General features: G+C 49.9%; 12 protein-coding genes. 8 read left to right on the top strand and 4 right to left on the bottom strand.

The genetic code is table 11. From position 1 onward, the window contains the following. Positions 1–98 precede the first annotated feature (98 nt). A complete protein-coding gene (locus AC50X8_RS09085; protein WP_494879416.1) occupies positions 99–1,460 on the bottom strand; it encodes a DJ-1/PfpI family protein in 1,362 nt (453 codons plus the stop codon). Between the two features lie 662 nt (positions 1,461–2,122). Between AC50X8_RS09085 and cysT the strand changes: the two genes are divergently transcribed. The 4 genes from cysT to AC50X8_RS09065 are packed head-to-tail and all read left to right on the top strand — an operon-like array spanning position 2,123 to position 5,913. Continuing rightward, positions 2,123–2,938: a sulfate ABC transporter permease subunit CysT gene (gene cysT / locus AC50X8_RS09080; RefSeq protein WP_414811819.1), complete on the top strand. Its 816-nt coding sequence runs from the start codon at positions 2,123–2,125 to the stop codon at positions 2,936–2,938. Beyond that, positions 2,935–3,732, top strand: a complete 798-nt coding sequence (locus AC50X8_RS09075) for a sulfate ABC transporter permease subunit (RefSeq protein ID WP_056041368.1) — start codon at positions 2,935–2,937, stop codon at positions 3,730–3,732. Before cysT ends, AC50X8_RS09075 begins: the two co-directional genes overlap by 4 nt. Before the next feature lie 3 nt (positions 3,733–3,735). Next, positions 3,736–4,800, top strand: coding sequence for a sulfate/molybdate ABC transporter ATP-binding protein (locus AC50X8_RS09070; RefSeq protein WP_494879414.1), 1,065 nt, complete (start codon positions 3,736–3,738; stop codon positions 4,798–4,800). A gap of 45 nt (positions 4,801–4,845) precedes the next feature. Continuing rightward, a complete protein-coding gene (locus AC50X8_RS09065) occupies positions 4,846–5,913 on the top strand; it encodes a sulfate ABC transporter substrate-binding protein (protein WP_494879413.1) in 1,068 nt (355 codons plus the stop codon). A 327-nt stretch (positions 5,914–6,240) separates the two neighbouring features. Here the strand turns inward: AC50X8_RS09065 and AC50X8_RS09060 are convergent, their stop codons facing one another. After that, positions 6,241–7,038 (bottom strand): Cof-type HAD-IIB family hydrolase, encoded by a 798-nt coding sequence (locus tag AC50X8_RS09060; RefSeq protein ID WP_056041373.1) that lies wholly within the window; start codon positions 7,036–7,038, stop codon positions 6,241–6,243. Between the two features lie 153 nt (positions 7,039–7,191). Here AC50X8_RS09060 and AC50X8_RS09055 point away from each other — a divergent pair, with 153 nt between their 5' ends. The 4 genes from AC50X8_RS09055 (at position 7,192) to AC50X8_RS09040 (ending at position 10,623) form a co-directional block, all read left to right on the top strand. Continuing rightward, complete coding sequence (locus AC50X8_RS09055) at positions 7,192–8,178, top strand: Gfo/Idh/MocA family protein (RefSeq protein WP_494879411.1); 987 nt, start codon at positions 7,192–7,194, stop codon at positions 8,176–8,178. 74 nt (positions 8,179–8,252) lie between these two features. Then, positions 8,253–9,668, top strand: a complete 1,416-nt coding sequence (locus tag AC50X8_RS09050; protein WP_494879409.1) for a S41 family peptidase — start codon at positions 8,253–8,255, stop codon at positions 9,666–9,668. A 139-nt stretch (positions 9,669–9,807) separates the two neighbouring features. Next, a complete protein-coding gene (locus AC50X8_RS09045) occupies positions 9,808–10,038 on the top strand; it encodes a DUF1450 domain-containing protein (RefSeq protein WP_056041378.1) in 231 nt (76 codons plus the stop codon). Positions 10,039–10,119: 81 nt separating this feature from the next. Further along, a complete protein-coding gene (locus tag AC50X8_RS09040) occupies positions 10,120–10,623 on the top strand; it encodes a ferritin (protein ID WP_056041379.1) in 504 nt (167 codons plus the stop codon). A gap of 378 nt (positions 10,624–11,001) precedes the next feature. Here the strand turns inward: AC50X8_RS09040 and AC50X8_RS09035 are convergent, their stop codons facing one another. Together AC50X8_RS09035 and AC50X8_RS09030 are read right to left on the bottom strand one after the other, a co-directional pair. Next, positions 11,002–12,006 carry an HD-GYP domain-containing protein gene (locus tag AC50X8_RS09035; RefSeq protein WP_494879407.1) on the bottom strand — a complete coding sequence of 335 codons (1,005 nt, stop codon included), beginning with the start codon at positions 12,004–12,006 and terminating at the stop codon, positions 11,002–11,004. Between the two features lie 56 nt (positions 12,007–12,062). Next, the gene (locus AC50X8_RS09030) at positions 12,063–14,126 is read right to left on the bottom strand and encodes an ATP-dependent helicase (protein WP_494863046.1); all 2,064 of its coding nucleotides are present in this window, start codon (positions 14,124–14,126) and stop codon (positions 12,063–12,065) included. Between the last annotated feature and the right edge of the window lie 27 nt (positions 14,127–14,153).

The following is a 14,153-nucleotide window of genomic DNA, read 5'->3' as shown; positions in this document are numbered from 1 at the left end:
GTTCAAAGCCGAAATTTTTAGCGCTTAATGAAGTATATAACGAAGGCACAAAGCTTTGTAATAATCATGCTAATGAGATTTATTTCAATAGGGTGGGCTTATTTCTGCTGTCTTGTTTTCTTTGCAAAAAATCGTCTGTCTATATAATAAGCTGCCAGCAAGGAAAGAAGCATAATGAAGGCAGGGACGGCGAATGCCTCAAACGAAAAGGAAGCCCCTTGCAGGTTTAGATGCTCGGTCGCGCGGTATTCCAGACGTTTGGCGGCGAATTGGGCTGTACGCACATCTTCTTGCTTTGCCAAGTCTTCAAAGGCAGGCACCATAGCAAACTGTTCAGCTTTGCCTTCATGCAGCATGAGTAGTGGCGTGTCCTTGTTGCCGGAGCTCCAGCGTTCGATGTCCTGCTCCGCTTCAGATTGGGCTTCCGATCCGACAACGATCATTTTATCCAGCTTCGGCGCACGATTTATTGCGTTTCTGGCAACCAGAGTCAAATGATGCTTGGAGATGATTGGATCATTAAAGCTGGATACCGTTATCGTCTTCGTCGTCCCGGATGCCGAATAAGTGTCGAATGCCGCTGACAATGCTAATTCATCAACACCGTTGTATAATAGGACGCCCGCTTTAACTTTATTCCACTGATAAGCATTGTTAACTACATATGTTAAATCACTAAGTCCTGTTGAGAAAGGATCCATTTCCGGATTTTGCACATAGGTGTAGGATGGATAATTCATTTCGGCAGCTACCTTTGCGGCTGCGGGCTCTCCCAATTGCTGCGAGATCACATACAACGTTGCATCGATACCGGATGTAAGACCTGCTGAGGACACGATATGATCGACAGGGACATAGCGCTGATCCTTCTTCCAGTCAATATCGGGATACGTCTTAATCAGCCTGCCAATATCACCCCAATGTGTCGTAGCAGATTTGCCACTCAGCAAGCCGGTGTCAGCCAAGTTCTCCGCTCCATTGCAGATGGATAGCAAGATCGTTTGGTCGCTTGCATGCTTTTTTATCCATTCGCGAACCGGGGCATATTTATTTTCGTCCAACATGGGCATGAATGGAATGACAATGATATCCGGACTCCCATTCAGCAAATGGTCCATTTCTTCGAATGAATAATGCGGCACAACATCAAGGCCCCCTGTTAATGACTTGATACCACGGTCGGGTGCAACTCCGTAAACGTTATAGGCTTCCGTCATCGCGAACATTTCATAGGGCACTAGGAAATCAAAAACCTCGGTAACTTCCGCAGCGAGAAGAACGGCTACTGTAGGCTTGCCCGAATCGTAAGGGAGGGCCTGAACATTTTGCAGAGAAGGAGTATTTTTATCGTAAAGCGACATGACATCATTCATTGTATACACATAGCCGGCAGCACCGGCAACTCCTACAGGTACAACTAACAAGCACAAGCAAACGATAATTCTCAGAACGACTTTCATTATTTACTCTCCTTTGTTTCACGATATTTGGATGAAATCGAATGTTTTTTTCCTCCTACAGTAGAATATCAGGAATCGGCTGCTTCGGATTCGGTCCCGGGTTGGGAGAGCAGCCAGACTAGGGGCAAAATGGCTCCCAGCCTATAGTCCAGACATCAAAATTGGCAATAACTCGAAGGAGCTATTTTCGGAGGAATCCTTTTGAGACATCGGAATCGAAGAAATCAAAGGGAACAGCGATCGTAAGCCAAGCCTTTCACGCAGTGCAGACTATATTTCCAGCAATCCATTGAACTCCACAAACAAAAGGCCAATTTAGCATTGACTTGGACTAATATGATCTGCTAAATTGATAATACCAAGTTTGTTAATAGGGATTATCTTTTTTTGAAATATAAGCATTTATAAGTTTCACAATTATAATGAGCTTATATTTCATCGTGAAACGGTAGCTTTGCCGCCAAAGGATGGCGATAGCCGTTTCACCTTGAAATATAGGAAAGGGTGTCGTAACGCTATCCTTTCTCTATATTTCTCGGAATGAAACGCGCCGCGCCACCAAAGGATGGCGATAACCGTTTCACCTTGCAATTTTTACTTTTCGCTTTTCGTCTGTGGTTTCACCTACGACACGAGTCGATGGTCTGGAGGGTAATGTCAACGTGAATGCTATGTTTCGAAACAAATGGTGGAGCTTCGGCTTCCGAAGTACGGTTATGCTTTATTTTATTATCCTGATTATTATTCCGATATTCGGCATTTACACGCAATCGCTGTCGCTTGGCTGGCAGCCATTCTGGGAAAGCGTAAGCGATCCTCTCGCGTGGAAAGCGGTGCTGCTTACCGTCAGGCTTGCCGTTATTGCGACGATAATCAACATTTTTCTCGGAACGATGATTGGCTGGGTGCTTATTCGCTATAAATTTCCCGGGAAAAGATTTCTCAACTCGCTCGTCGATTTGCCTTTTGCTTTGCCGACGGCGGTTGCTGGGCTAATGATTTTGCTGCTGCTGGGCCCTCGCAGCTTTGTTGGCGGACTGGCGACGAAGCTGGGCTTCGATATCGTCTTTCATGAACCAGCGATTATTATCGCGATGGTGTTCGTCACCTTCCCATTCGTCATCCGCGCCGTACAGCCTTTGCTGGAGGAGCTGGATCGCTCGGAGGAAGAAGCGGCTTATACGATGGGAGCATCGAAGGCGCTGACGTTTTTCCGCATTATTTTACCGTCGATGGTTCCGGGTATTATTAGCGGAGCGATGCTGGCGTTCTCGCGCGGCATAGCCGAGTTTGGGGCAGTTGTGCTTGTAGCAGGCAACATTCCTGGCAAAACGCTCATTGCATCGGTTTATATTTTTGGGGAAATCGAAAGCGATAATCCGCAAGGAGCGGCGGCGGTTTCCGTTATTTTGCTCACCTTGTCCTTCGTCATTTTGTGGACGGTTAACCTGATTCAATCCAGGAGGCCGGGCCAATGAGAAAACTATGGATTACGCTCACTTATGTCGTATTTATACTTCTACTCATCATACCGCTTGTCGAAATCGTGCGCGGGTCCTGGGCAGAGGGCTGGAGCGGCTTTACTGAAGGGCTGCTAAGGCAGCAATCGCTTCATGCCCTTAAGATGACTGCATTAATTGTCGTTATTGTAACCGCATTAAATACGCTGTTTGGCGTTATGCTTGCGCTTTATCTGGTACGGGCAAAATGGATCGGTCCGCGTATCAAGCGCCTGCTGAACAGCTTGGTCGATCTACCGTTTGCGGTATCGCCTGTTATCGGCGGTCTAATGATTGTCCTTATTCTTGGACCAAGTACAGTTATTGGAACTTTTTTTGAAGCGTCGGGCTTTAAAATCGTCTATGCCTTGCCAGGCATGGTGCTCGCAACGCTGTTCGTCACCTTCCCGCTCATGGTGCGCGAGGTTCTGCCCGTTTTGCAGGAAATCGGGGCCCAGCAGGAGGAAGCGGCGTCTACGCTTGGCGCATACTCGTGGTATACGTTTTGGCAGGTAACGTGGCCGTCGATTCGTTGGGGCGTCATTTACGGTGTTGTGCTTACGGTTGCCCGCTCGCTTGGCGAATTTGGCGCCGTGCTCGTCGTATCCGGCAATATTATGAATAAGACGCAGACGGCAACGACACTCGTGTATCAAGATGTGGAGAACTTTAATGTTGTAGCTGCGAACGGGGTTGCACTCGTGCTTGCGGCGTTCTCCGTTGGATTGCTGCTCTTAATGGAATGGGCCAAGAAACGAAAGGAAGTGCATTAAGCCATGCATATTGAAGTCCGTAATTTAAACAAAAGCTTCGGGGATTTTCATGCGGTGCAGGATGTCAGCTTCGATATTAAGAAAGGCCAGCTTATTGGCCTGCTAGGGCCGAGCGGCGGTGGCAAAACGTCGATTCTCCGCATGCTGGCAGGGCTTGAGTCGCCTTCCTCTGGCGATATTGTGTTCCACGGCAAGCGCGTCAATGATTTGCCGCCACAGGAGCGCGGAATCGGTTTTGTATTCCAGAATTATGCGCTGTTCAAGCATATGACCGTTTATGATAATATCGCTTTCGGGCTGAAAGTCAAAAAGCAAACCAAAGAACAAATCCGTGAGCGTGTCATGACGCTTGTTGAGCTTACAGGGCTGAAGGGCTTTGAGCACCGTTATGCTCATCAGCTATCGGGAGGCCAGCGCCAGCGCGTTGCCTTCGCTAGAGCGCTCGCGCCTGAGCCGCAGCTGCTGCTGCTCGACGAGCCATTCGCGGCGATTGATGCAAAAATCCGTACAGAGCTGCGCACTTGGCTCAAGGAAATGATAGAGCGCGTCGGCATTACATCGATTTTCGTCACGCATGACCAGGATGAGGCGATTGAGGTTGCCGATGAAATTATGATTATCAGCAAGGGAAAGCTGGAGCAGAAGGGCTCTCCTTGGGCGATTTATAAAGACCCGCAGACGCCATTCGTAGCGAGCTTCATCGGGGAGTCAACGATTGTCGAGGATGTTGGCGCACTGAAGGGCTTTGACTCTGCTGCTGGCAAACCTGGTACGAAGGCACTTATCCGTCCCGAATATATCGAAATCGGCAAGCCGGGTGAGATTCGCCTTGCATCTGCCGCGCTGGAAGCAAGCGTCAAGCATATTCATTTCCGCGGCAGCGAGTGGCTGGTCGAGCTAGAGGTAGGCTCGGTTAAGCTCGTCACCTACCGTTCGCTGGAGAAGGATGTATTGCAGCCGGGCGACCGCGTTCAAGTGCTGGTGCACCGGGCGTATTTGTTTAATGATCAAGAGAGCTGGATTCAGGAAAACAGCCTGAAGGAAGATCCAATGCCAATTCATATCTAATAGCTTGGGTTTGAAAACATCGAGCAGAAAGAGTTGTATGCCATTATGAATGCTATTCAGACAACAAGCCGCCGTATACTTGCCCTGCTGCTTGCGACCGCCCTGCTGCTTGTTGCAGCGGGCTGCGGCGAAGCGCAAGACAATGACCCGGCGGTGGAATCTTCCGTTCCAAACGGCGATGTCACGCTTGTCATTGGTGCATACTCCATAGTGAAGGATGCTTTCGCCGAAATTTTGCCGCAGTTCCAGGCTTACTGGCTGCAGCAAACGGGACAAAAGGTTGTATTTCAGGAATCCTATGAAGCCTCTGGAACGCAAGCGCGGGCCATTATAGGCGGATTTAATGCTGACGTTGCCGTGCTGGCGATGGAAGGCGACGTTAACAAAATCGCCGATGCAGGACTTATCAACCCGAATTGGAAGGAGCAAGCGGACGGCGAATTTGTGACCAAGTCGATTGTGGTGCTTGGCACACGTGAGGGCAATCCGCTGAACATTCAGGATTGGTCCGATCTCACTCGCAGCGGAGTGAAGGTCGTCTATCCGAACCCGAAAACATCTGGCGGCGCTCAATGGGACATTAATGCGATTTATGGAGCGGGATTAAAGCAGTCAGAGGTAGAGACAGGCACCAAGGACCCGGCCTATGCCAAAAACTTCCTCAAGGCTGTCCATGCCAACGTGGAATCGCTCGATAAAAGCGGCCGTGCTTCTATGGCGGCGTTCGAATACGGCGTAGGCGACGTTATCGTGACGTATGAGAACGAGCTGCTCGCCCGCATTAAGCAGGGCAAGGACTATCATATCGTTGTGCCGAAAAGCACAATCTTGATTGAAAACCCGGCAACGGTTGTAGACACAAATGTAGACAAGCACGGTACTCGCGAGGTGGCCGAAGCGTTCATCCATTATTTGCACAGCGATGAAGCCCAGCGTGTTCTTGTCGATTACGGCTTCCGTCCCGTAAATGAGACGGTAGCCAAGGAGTCAGCGAGTAAATACGTAGTTCCTGAGCAGCTGTTCGACATCAGCTACCTCGGCGGCTGGCCTGAGGTAAAGAAGACGCTCTATTCCAAAAAGGGCATCTGGTACCAAGTGCTCGCGGGTATTTAATTCCAATCAAAAGCTAAGTTGCACTTAACAATGTAATTAGACATTGTAATAAATCTTGTAACAACAAACAAACCGTGGATTTGGCTATTGAATGAGCCAGATTCACGGTTTGTTTTATTGCCCCCAAAAAATCGGTAAACGCTTTAAGGTTGTATAGGTGAGCGGGTCGAAGCGGAGTGAAAAGGTGGGGGTGGAGAAACGGAGTGCTCGCTTTTGCTGTGGAATTTCAGCCGTTCACGGCTAATTCGAAGAAATTCAACTGCAATGGCGATCGTAACCCCCACCTTTTCACGCAGCGAAGAATCCCATTTCACCTATATCTATCCCTTACGAGTTTAAAACGAATTTTTCAAATACGTGACGAACACCCTCATCATTATTACTAAGCGTCACATAATTCGCAACCTCTTTCAGAGCCGGAATCGCATTAGCCATCGCTACGCCAAGTCCAGCCGCTTCGATCATCTCGTGATCATTCCACGCATCGCCGATTGCAATCGTTTGATCCATCGTGCAGCCAAGATGCTCAGCCATAAAGCGCAGCGCATGTCCTTTTGTTCCTTCTTTATGCATAAACTCTAAATAATGAGCTTTGGATTTCGTAATATGCACGCGGTCGCCGATAAGCGCCTTGAGCTGCTCAGCAATTTCATCGAGATAGTCCGGCTCATCGATAATCAGCATTTTCGTATTCGGCTGCTCCAGCAGCTCCTCGAAATCTGGTGCTACCGTATAAGGGATTTTGGATAGGCGCGAATACATTAGCGCCTTCTCATTTGCTTCCTTCACAAACAGCTGGTCATCGACATAAAGCTGCAAATGCAGGCCATGTTTTTCAGTAAAAGCATACAGCTCCTTGGCTGCATCGGTAGGCACGCTGCGCTCATACAGCACCTTGCCGTCCAGCAGCGTTTTTACAAGCGACCCCTGATACGTAATGATGGGCACATTGAGCTGGATTTGCTCAGCAATTTGTCTGGCGGAAGCGTACATTCTTCCGGTAGCCAGCGTCACCGTTACGCCTTTCGCGATAGCTTCCTCCATGGCGCGTTTCGTTCCTTCAGTCACAATGAGTTCATCGTTCAACAGCGTATCATCTACATCAATTGCAATTAATTTATACATAATGGCAATATGTTCCCCTCTCCAAGCCTCTTTATCGTGTACATAAGCTAGGTTGATTGTAGCGAAAAATCGCCATTCGTACAAGCGATCTACCGCTTTTCTTGTATAATAGAAAGGGCTGTTAAAGAATGGACAGGGAGAGGATGGGCAAGGATGAAGCTAAGATGGGGGATTTTAAGCGGTGCGAGCATTGCTATACATACGATGATTCCAGCCATTCAGCAGGCGGAGCGAGGCGAGGCAGTGGCGATTGCAAGCCGCAGCTTGGAACGGGCTGTTGAAGCAGCAGAGCGGTTAGGCATTGAAAAAGCGTACGGCTCCTACGAGGAGCTGCTCGCTGATCCAGATATCGATGCGGTCTTCATTCCGCTGCCGAATCATTTACATAAGGAATGGGCCATTAAAGCGGCTAGAGCTGGCAAGCATGTGCTTTGCGAGAAGCCATTTGCGGTCACGGCAGCGGATGCCCGGGAAATGGCGGAGGCAGCCCAGACGGCAGGCATCGTTATGGCGGAAGCTTTCATGTATCGCCATCATCCGCGCTATGAGCAGATTAAGGCGATTATCGCGTCTGGCGAAATTGGCGAGCTTCGCGTCATGACAGGCTCGTTCACCTTCAATAATGCAGCAGACACAGGCAATGTTCGCTACAACGCGGAATGGGGCGGCGGCTCCTTGTATGACATCGGCTGCTACCTCATAAGTGCAGCGCGGCTTATTTTGGACGGTGAGCCGGTAGCAGCCAGCGTCCATGGTTTATTTTCCAAGGAGCATGGCGGGGTAGATATGATGGCTTCTGGCGTTTTGGAGTTCGGAAACGATGTAAGCCTCGTATTCGACTGCGGCATGTGGGCGGCTTACCGCAACCGCTTGGAAATTCTCGGAACGAAGGGGCGGATTGAGCTGCCGAACGCTTTTGGGCCGGGGGAAGAGGATTATTTTATCGTACATACGGAGGATGGCCAGCGTAAGGAAGGGCCTTTCAACCTGAACACTTATGTGATGCAAATCAACAGAATCGCACAGATTGCCGCGGGCGAGGCACAGCCGCTGTTTGGTCCTGAGGATGCGATAGCAGGAACAGCGGTTATTGAGGCCTGTCTCACCTCGGCACGTGAGAAGCGGCGGGTTCTTTTTTGAAAATTTGCTCCATCCCCCTTCAATAAGATACAGTAAAGAAAGCGGATGAGAGTTGAACCTGGGGAGATGACGAGTTGAGGTATTTTACACATGCTGCTGCACGGCGCAGAGTGCTGTTAATTGGCCTAGTTGGGGCTATTTTATTTATGGTTGCCGGGTTCGCAGTGGGATGGCTCTGGATGGGGCATCGGTATCCGATGCTGAAGGAGCCGGCATTTCAGAACTTTGCGGTATCCTACAATACCATTATGGATAAATATTTAAATGGAGCGGATGGCGAGGATTTGATCAATGGCGCCTCTGAGGGAATGGTAGCATCGCTGGAAGATCCGTACTCCCGCTATTTGATCGAGGAGCAGGGCGATGCCTATACGCAAGGGTATGAAGGCGAATTTTCCGGAATAGGGGCCGAGGTGCGCGAGCAGGATGGCCAATTCGTTATTTCTGGGCTGACGCCGGGTGCGCCAGCAGAGCGCGGAGGCGTCAAGTCTGGTGATATCATTATGGCGGTTGACGGCAAGGAATCGAAGGATTCTAAATTTCAGGATCTTATCGGGCTTATGCGCGGCAAGACAGGTACCGAGGTGACGCTGACGCTGCAGCGCCCGGGCCAGACGGAGCCTATCGAGATTACGCTTAAGCGTGAAGCGATTCCGGTTTACACCGTAACCTCGGAGATGCTGGAGGCTGGTATCGGCCATATTACGATTAGCCGCTTCGCCCAGAAGACGGCTACGGAGTTTGATGAAGCGGTAAAGAAGCTGAAGGCACAGGGCATGACGAAGCTGCTGCTGGATCTTCGTTCCAACCCGGGCGGCCTGCTGCAGCCGACGATTGCGATTGGCAGCAAGCTCATTCCGAAGGGGAAAGTGATTCTAGAGGTCGTATATAAGGAAGAAAGCAACCCGATTGTTTATAAATCGACGCAAAAAGAAGAGTGGACGATCCCTATCGTTGTGCTGGTGAACGGCCAGTCGGCAAGCGCCAGCGAGGTGTTGACCGCCGCGCTTAAGGAGTCGGCGGGAGCAACGGTCGTTGGCGAGAAAACGTATGGCAAAGGCGTCGTACAAGCATTTGAGCAATTTAGAGACGGCTCAGTGCTCAGCTTGACCGAGGCGCAGTGGAAAACGCCTGCTGGCACGTGGATTCACAAAGTTGGCGTCATGCCAAATGAGGTTGTCAGCCTGCCTGCATTTGCAAGCTTGCGTCCGCTTCCGGTCGGCAGCGAGCTGAAAAACGGCAGCTACGGCGAAGACGTCAAGACGCTGCAATCGATGCTGAAGGAGCTCGGCTATGCGCCCGTCGGCAAAGACGGCCTGTTCGATGATGAGACGGAGGCGGCGATGCGCGCTTTTCAGAAGGCAGAGAAGCTGGACGTTACCGGCTCGCTCAATGACAAGACGGCGTACAAAATAGTCGAGCTGCTCAAGGAAAAGCTGGAGAAGGAAGATACCCAGCTGCAGCGAGGCGTACAATTATTGAAAAAATAAGCTTGGCCGCCGCCCCGCGGCTATTGACAACGGTAATGATTATTACTATCATTTGATAGGGAGCCTTTTGGATCGAGCAGACGATTGCGTGTGTACACAAAAGTGCCAACCGTAATCATACGGCCATTGCGGCAGCGGGGTGACACACCTATTGAAGATCAAATATTGCACCAAAAATTTCAAAAACGGGACGAAGCCAGTTTACAAGGCGATGAAGGATAAGTTTCCCGACATCAAGATGAAGAAGTCCGACTGTCTCGGAAATTGCAAAACATGCAGGCATGAATGTTTTGCCGTGGTGAAATCTAAGGTGGTCAGCGCTCCGTCAGCCGAGAAGCTTTATAAGGAATTGAAAAAATTAATTGGATAAATATAGGGTGGGCGGCTTTTGCCGCCCTCCTTTTTTGTGTTAAGATAGAGGCAACTCCGAAAAAGAAGAGGTGCATAAGTGATGAATGATCAATTAGCTGAAGCTTTAAACGAACAAATGAACTTTGAATTTTATTCGGCGCATGTGTATCTTGCAATGGCAGCCTACTGTTCTGGCGAAAGTCTGGACGGGTTTGCGAATTTCTTTATTATCCAGGCTGAGGAAGAGCGTTTCCATGGCATGAAAATATATAAATTCCTGAACGACCGCAACCGTCGTGCTACTTTGTCTGCTCTGCACGAGCCTAAGAACGAATATGCGTCGATGCTCGATGCATTCGAGCGTGCTTATGCGCATGAACAACAAAACACACGCAAGTTTTACAACCTTGCTGACCTTGCGCTCAGCGAGCGCGAGCATGCGACGATCTACTTCCTGAAATGGTTCATCGATGAGCAGGTAGAAGAGGAGTCCTTGTTCGACGGCATCATTTCGAAGCTGAAGCGCATTGATAAAGACAGCAACGCGTTTTATATGCTGGATGCTGAATTTGCGCAGCGCACGTTCACGCCTCCTGCGGAATAAGCGAAGCATGCTGCACGGTTAAAGGTTTCTAGCATTGTCCGCTGCACACCGTTTATAACGTACTGCACATGAAGAAGAGGGATTGGCACTTACGCCAATCCCTCTTTTTGCTGAAATATAGGAAAGGATATGATGATTTCATCCATTCTCTATATTTCTCGGAATGAAACGCGCCACGCCGTTAAAGGACGTCGATAGCCGTTTCACCTTGAAATATAGGAAAGGATATGATGATTTCATCCATTCTCTATGATTTCTACGCGAAACGGTAGCTTTGCCGCCAGAGGACGTCGACAGCCGTTTACGCTTGAAATATAGGAAAGGATATCATTTCGTTATCCTATCTCTATATTTCTCGGAATGAAACGCGCCACGCCGTTAAAGGACGGCGACAGCCGTTTCACCTTGCCCAAACAGCTGAATAAATGAATCGACTAAGTCCGGGTCAAACTGGGTGCCGTGCATCTCTTTAATGTAAGCGAGCGCTTGCTCCACCGACCATTTTTCCTTGTAGGGGCGTTTGCTGGTAAGGGCGTCGAACACATCAACGATGCTTACGATGCGCGCTTCAATGGGAATAGCTTCTCCCGCAAGCTTATGCGGATAGCCCTGGCCATCCCACCGTTCATGATGGTACAAAATAATATGCTTGCTCGCCGTCAGCTCGCTAGTAAACAGCTCGTCATTAAACTCGTTGAAAATCTTCTCAATAATGTCGACACCAATAAACGTATGCATCTCAATAATGGTGCGTTCATAGTCAGCGAGCGGACCGGGCTTATATAAAATCCCCTCGGGAATGCCCGATTTTCCGATATCATGCAAAATGCTCGCCGAGGCGATGCGGCTGAGCCGTTCTTCGTTCCAGCCTAGCTGCATCCGCTCATTATGATAACGCACAAGCTCCTCCGTAAGATCTCTTACCCGCACAAGATGCGATTCAATGCCAGGATCGCGAATTTCGCAGGAAATGGCAAGCACCTTGAGCAGCGAGCTTTGAATATGCCCAATCCGTTCCTGAGGCATATAGAAGCCGCTAGGGAGCTGCTCCAATTCACGGAAAATACCGATATAATACCAGCTCTCCTCCATATATAAAGGTGTAATGGTAATGGAGGAATGCCAGAGCTGTCCATCCTTGCGGCGGTTAATGAATACGCCAGACCATGGCCGCTTTACCTTTAACGCGTCCTTCATGCTTTCATGAATATGCACGGGGGTAAGGCTGGTGCGAACAATACCGGCCTTTTTACCTAATATTTCTCTGCGGTTGTAGCCGGTTATCGCTTCATAGCTCGTATTGATTTCTAATATCTGATGCTGATCATCCGTAATAATAACGGCATCACCTAATTGTAAAAAGGTTCTAAGCTGATCGTTCATCCGGTAGACACCCCATTTATAGGCATATATTTATTTGAAATATTTATCTAAGGTATTTATTTAAAAGCATTGAGCAAAAAAGAAGATACGGGCGCCGGTTTGCCGCGATAATAGCCGGGCGAGCTGATGTACAGCTCTTCCTTGGCCCGCGTGACGGCGACATAAGCGAGCCGCCGCTCTTCCTCCAGCGCAGCCTCGGCGACGTCATCCCCGGTCTGGATGGCGCTCCGGTCGCTATTTTTGCTCGCGGACAGCGCGGAGCTGTGCGGCAAAATGCCATCGGATGCTCCGCTGACGAACACGACGGGAAATTCCAGCCCCTTTGATTTGTGGATCGTCATAAAATGAACGGCGTCAGCGCCGCGGCTCGCCAGCTTGAGCTGCCTCATCTCCTGCAGCTTCAGTGCGATTTCGTCCACGAATGCCAAAAACTCGGTGATCGTCGCAAAACGTTTGGCGGCGGTTTCGAGCTCGTCGAGCGTTTCCTTCAAAGCGTCCTTATGCTCGGTAAGCGTCTGGCTTTTATCGGCTTGAATGTAATTGTCATAAAAGCCGTCGCGCAGCAGGCGAATCGCCTGCTCGGGCTTTAGCTTAGGCAAGGAGCGAATGAGCCGCAGCCGCTCTTTGATTTTTTCCTGGTGAAACTCCTTAATGCCAGGGAAGCGGACGAGATGGATCAGCGGCCATTTTTTGGCTTGCTGCTTCTCTTCGTTCCAGATGAAAGCCATCGCCTGCTCCGGCTTGACATAAAGCGTTGCCAGAATGTTTTGCATCGCGTCAAAATGGCGCCGATCGATCGCCAGCCGCAAATGGGCAATGATTGGCTTCACAACCCACTGCTCATAAAAGGACTCGCCCCCGCCGTAATCAATAAACGGAATTTGGCGTATGACCAGCTGGTCGAAGATGGCGCGGCTGCTGCTCGCCGTACGAAACAGAATCGCGAAATCCTCATAGCTGCGTTTTCCTTGGCTCTGCGCTTCCGTAATTTTATTAACAATCAGCTGCGCTTCATCGTCGGTATTGCCCGGCCTTGCAAATGTTGGGGAGAGGCTTTGCGTCTTGGCTACTTTGAGCGATTTGGGACGGCGCTGCTTGTTGCTGCTAATAATCGCATTGCCCAGCCCGACAATGGCAGCTCCGGAGCGGTAGTTAATATCGAGCACGACATTTTTGCTGGTCGGAAATTGCTGCTCGAAATTTAATATATAATCGTTGCGCGCCCCGTTAAATGAATAGATCGTCTGGTCATCATCGCCAACGACCATCAAGTTGCCATGCTGCGAGACAAGCAGCTTAATCAGCTCATACTGCACCTTATTCGTATCCTGAAACTCATCGATCATGACGTAGCGGAAGCGGCGCTGGAGCATTTCGAGCAGATTCTGATCGGTCGTGAGCAGCCGATAAGCGGCAAGCAGCATATCATCATAGTCGATCAGCTGCTGCTCCGACTTCCACTGCTCGTAGCATTCAAAAAGAATTTTCAGCTGCTTGTCCTCTTCTGTTTTGGCCGGCAGCTCATGAAGCTCCAGCATTTCCAGCTTGTAGGCTGAAAATAACGTAATGAGCGTCTCCGGCTGATACGTCTCATGCAAATTCCGTTCGCGCAGCAGCCGTTTGAAAAAAATTTGCTTCCGGCCGCTGTCGCCTAATATCGCCTGCCTCATGCCCCGCCTGCGCAGCAGCTGCAAGCAGAACGAATGGAACGTTCTGGCTTCTACCGCAGCTGCAGCACTTTCAGAAATGCCGGGCAGCGTGGCAATGCGGGACTTCATTTCCTCTGCCGCTTTTTTGGAAAATGTCATGAGCAGCAGTTGGGATGCCATTACGCTGCGGACAGACAGCAAATAAGCCGTTCGGCAGACGAGAACGGAGGTTTTGCCGGAGCCGGCTCCAGCGAGCGTGAGCAGCGGTCCCTCGGTATGGCGGACAGCGGCAATTTGCGCCTCATTGAGCTGAATGCCGTGCTGCTCCAGCGAGCGAAAAAAAACGGCATCGCTTTCGCCGCGTCCGACAAGCTGCTTGCTCGTATCAGCTGCCGCCTGATTGGCCCGTGGCATTATGTTTGTTGTTACGCCGTAAGGTCTGGGATAATATTTTGTACGTGTTTGTTCCATATGTATAATCACCTGTGCTTGATTATA

It is taken from the genome of Paenibacillus sp. JT22N15, from assembly GCF_059383755.1.
This window is presented reverse-complemented; position numbering and strand designations above follow the sequence as displayed.

Excerpts from the sequence above, each read along its gene's own strand:
- AC50X8_RS09085 (WP_494879416.1), bottom strand. The coding sequence starts at position 1,460 with ATGAAAGTCGTTCTGAGAATTATCGTTTGCTTGTGCTTGTTAGTTGTA.
- AC50X8_RS09075 (WP_056041368.1), top strand. The coding sequence starts at position 2,935 with ATGAGAAAACTATGGATTACGCTCACTTATGTCGTATTTATACTTCTA.
- AC50X8_RS09070 (WP_494879414.1), top strand. The coding sequence starts at position 3,736 with ATGCATATTGAAGTCCGTAATTTAAACAAAAGCTTCGGGGATTTTCAT.
- AC50X8_RS09065 (WP_494879413.1), top strand. The coding sequence starts at position 4,846 with ATGAATGCTATTCAGACAACAAGCCGCCGTATACTTGCCCTGCTGCTT.
- AC50X8_RS09060 (WP_056041373.1), bottom strand. The coding sequence starts at position 7,038 with ATGTATAAATTAATTGCAATTGATGTAGATGATACGCTGTTGAACGAT.
- AC50X8_RS09055 (WP_494879411.1), top strand. The coding sequence starts at position 7,192 with ATGAAGCTAAGATGGGGGATTTTAAGCGGTGCGAGCATTGCTATACAT.
- AC50X8_RS09040 (WP_056041379.1), top strand. The coding sequence starts at position 10,120 with ATGAATGATCAATTAGCTGAAGCTTTAAACGAACAAATGAACTTTGAA.
- AC50X8_RS09035 (WP_494879407.1), bottom strand. The coding sequence starts at position 12,006 with ATGAACGATCAGCTTAGAACCTTTTTACAATTAGGTGATGCCGTTATT.
- AC50X8_RS09030 (WP_494863046.1), bottom strand. The coding sequence starts at position 14,126 with ATGGAACAAACACGTACAAAATATTATCCCAGACCTTACGGCGTAACA.